Here is a 383-nt window from a genome sequence, read left to right as displayed (position 1 = left end):
GCCGCTTATTACGTTCAGAAGGCGGCCGCGAAAGCGGCCGCTTTTTGCGTTTGGCACTGGTTCCCGACAGGTCTGGGGCACGCGCAACGGCAGGCCCGAAAAACAAAAAAGGCGCCACCTGGCGCCTGTGTTTGGGGGATTTGGAGCGGGCGAGGCGATTCGAACGCCCGACCCTAACCTTGGCCAGGTTATGCTCTACCCCTGAGCTCCGCCCGCACACCGTGGCTGTGCTCTGATGTTGGGGGAGGGGGGGCGGCCGGGCGGACGACAAGGTGAGGTCGCCGCTTATTACGTTCAGAAGGCGGCCGCGAAAGCGGCCGCTTTTTGCGTTTGGCACTGGTTCCCGACAGGTCTGGGGCACGCGCAACGGCAGGCCCGAAAAA

At 64.0% G+C, this 383-nt stretch carries 1 tRNA gene; it reads right to left on the bottom strand.

The annotated features are described in order from the left end of the window. Positions 1-141 precede the first annotated feature (141 nt). Positions 142-216: transfer RNA gene (locus V3C85_RS00010), tRNA-Gly, on the bottom strand. Between the last annotated feature and the right edge of the window lie 167 nt (positions 217-383).

The sequence above is a fragment of the Pseudotabrizicola sp. L79 genome, from assembly GCF_036553525.1.
Lineage (GTDB): Bacteria > Pseudomonadota > Alphaproteobacteria > Rhodobacterales > Rhodobacteraceae > Pseudotabrizicola.
Note: the sequence above shows the minus strand (reverse complement) of the source record. Positions and strands in the feature narration are given on the sequence as shown.